General features: G+C 43.6%; 2 protein-coding genes. Both read left to right on the top strand.

What is annotated here, in order from left to right; all coding sequences use genetic code 11:
* Positions 1–992, top strand: a 992-nt coding sequence (locus Q0212_RS00830) for a PBSX family phage terminase large subunit (protein WP_297920779.1), incomplete at its 5' end; no start/stop codon positions are given.
* A 27-nt stretch (positions 993–1,019) separates the two neighbouring features.
* Positions 1,020–2,388 (top strand): portal protein (locus Q0212_RS00825; protein WP_297920777.1); only part of this gene is annotated, 1,369 nt, incomplete at its 3' end.

Here is a 2,388-nt window from a genome sequence, read left to right as displayed (position 1 = left end):
TTTTTAGCAGAATAAACGGCACAGAGTTTATATTCGAGGGCATCAAGCACAACATCACTAAAATCAAGTCAATGGAGGGCATTGATATTTGTTGGGCTGAGGAAGCTGAGGCAATTAGCGATATGTCATGGGACGTGCTTGTACCGACAATCAGAAAAGCCAATAGCGAGATTTGGATTAGTTTTAACCCGAAGTTTGATGATGATGCAACATACGTCAGGTTTGTAAGCAATCCGCCTGCAAATTGTGTCGCTGTTAAAATGAATTGGACGGATAACAAATACATATCACAAGAATTGATTGATGAGAAAAACGACTTAAAAGAGAGGGATTTAGACAAGTATTTGTGGGTATGGGAAGGTCATTGTCTCAAGGTTTTAGATGGTGCTGTTTATAAGGACGAAATGCAAAAGATGCGGCTTGATGGTCGCATATCTAACGTGCCTTACGAACCATCCAAACCAGTGTACACGTTTTGGGATTTGGGTTTTGGTGACTCTACCGCGATATGGTTTGTGCAAATGGTAGCGATGCAGTACCGCGTTATTGATTACATTGAAGACAATCGCAAGTCAATCGACCACTACGTTAAACTCATTCAAGCCAAGCCTTATGTTTATGAGCGTCACTATCTGCCACATGACGGCCGTCATGCGAACCTAGCTACAGGCAAAACCATTCAAGAGATTGTCGAGGGCTTTGGCTTGCGCGTCGAGATAGTGCCACAGATAGGCATTGATAACGGCATTAACGCTGTCAGAATGGCAATGCCGAATGTATGGATAGATGAAAATAAGTGCAAAGAAGGCATAAAAGCATTAGAGTATTATCACTACGAAACAGACAAGAACGGCAACAGGCGAAACATTCCCGCGCATGATTGGTCTAGTCATGGGTGCGATGCGTTCCGTTATATGGCTGTAGCGTTCAAAGAATCAGTAAAACATAAGCCGATTAAAAAGGCTTACATTCAACACGGCTGGATGGGTTAACAATTATTTTATTGTCGAGACGACAACATGAAAGACCAAGATTTATATAAGCAGTATTGCGACAACATCAAAGCGGATATTGACGCTAAACATGATGAACGTGAGCTAATGCGTGATGACCAACGCTTTGCAGCGGGCGACCAATGGCCTGATTTAATCCGCAAAGGTCGTGAAATGTCGGGACGGCCTATCCAAACAATTAACCGTTTGCCTGCGTTTATTGACCAGATTGTAGGTGATGCGCGTCAAAACAAACCGTCTATCAAAGTCCATGCTGGCGAAGATGGTGATGAAGATATTGCGGCGATTTATGATGGCCTTATTCGCTCAATTCAAAACGAGTCTAACGCTGACTTTGCTTATGATACTGCCGTCGAGAATACCGCTTGCTTTGGCTTCGGTGCGTGGCGTGTTAAGACTGAGTACGAGTCCGAAGATAGTTTTAATCAGATTATTTGTATCGAGCGTATCACTGACCCGTTAGCTGTCTATTTTGATAAGAATAGCGAATTGCCAGACTATAGCGATGCGCGTCATGTGACTGTCAGGGTTAAGATGACAAAAGATGATTACAAGCAAAGATGGCCGAAAGAAGAGGAATCAGACTATAACTTTGATGACTTCACAGGCGATTGGATTGTTGATAAAGACCAAGTCATTGTTGCTGAGTATTGGCATAAGGTTGACGAAAAGGCAACACTCTACGCGGTGCAGGATTTTGAAGGCAACACACAGGTAACACTTGAGAAGCCACAGCAAGGATTTAATGTCGTTAATCAGCGTGAGACCACCATCACTAAGATTAAGTGCTGCATGATGAGTGGTGCAGGCATATTAGAAACAACAGATTGGGCAGGTAAGTATTTGCCGATTGTTGGTGTTAATGGCAAGGAGGATTTAGTTGACGGCAAGCGTACATTGCGCGGACTTGTACGGTTTGCTAAAGACCCTCAACGGATGTACAACTACTGGCGAACAATCGACACTGAACAAAAAGCCTTAGCACCTAAAGCTCCCGTGTTAGTGACTGCTAAACAAATTGAGGGTTTTGAGCAACATTGGCAAGACAGTCTAACGTCAAATATGCCTTACTTGATGATTAACGATGTGCCTAGCGCACCTGCACCTAACCGTATTAACGCTGGTATTGTGGATAAGGGCGCAAATGAAGCGGCTTTGATGTGCGTTGACGAAATGAAGTCAACGACAGGTATTTTTAGCGCGTCACTTGGCGAACAAGATAACGAAAAATCAGGCCGAGCCATTCTTGCACAACAGCGTAAAGGTGATACTGCTAACTTTGCATATATTGACAACATCGCACGGGCTATCAAATGGACAGGCCGTATCATTATCGACTTGATACCTAAAATCTATGACGCGGCGCGTGTTGTTA

Source organism: uncultured Agitococcus sp. (assembly GCF_937920075.1).
Taxonomy (GTDB): domain Bacteria; phylum Pseudomonadota; class Gammaproteobacteria; order Pseudomonadales; family Moraxellaceae; genus Agitococcus.
The sequence above is the reverse complement of the archived record's forward strand: the minus strand, read 5'-3'. Positions and strand labels throughout refer to the sequence as shown.